Origin of the sequence: Brevibacterium sp. SIMBA_078 (genome assembly GCF_046534565.1) — a bacterium.
Classification (GTDB): domain Bacteria; phylum Actinomycetota; class Actinomycetes; order Actinomycetales; family Brevibacteriaceae; genus Brevibacterium.
In genome coordinates this window covers 1-235 of sequence record NZ_JAWRYQ010000604.1, presented here as the reverse complement: position 1 = coordinate 235, position 235 = coordinate 1, and the positions used below count along the sequence as shown (strand labels likewise).

The 235-nt window shown below is 60.0% G+C and carries 1 protein-coding gene; it reads left to right on the top strand.

Features of this window, described 5'->3' with window-relative positions; translation table 11 throughout:
• Positions 1–21 precede the first annotated feature (21 nt).
• Positions 22–235, top strand: a 214-nt coding sequence (locus tag SB749_RS20955; RefSeq protein WP_410712016.1) for an AMIN domain-containing protein, incomplete at its 3' end; no start/stop codon positions are given.

Sequence of the window (235 nt, the reverse complement as noted above, 5' to 3'; positions counted from 1 at the left end):
CAGGCGGCCGCTGTGGAGAGCATGCGGCTTTGGGCTGCGCCTGACCATGCCCGTCTAGTGTTTGATCTAACGGCGGCGGCAGAGGCGAGCGTGTTTTCATTGGAGAATCCGGCGCGACTCGTCATTGATCTTGATGAAAGCCAGCTCAATACCGATGTGTCAACGCTTCCCCTCGACGGTAGTGCCATTTCTGCGGTGCGTACTGGTGTCCGTGATGGCGGTGGCCTGCGGGTAG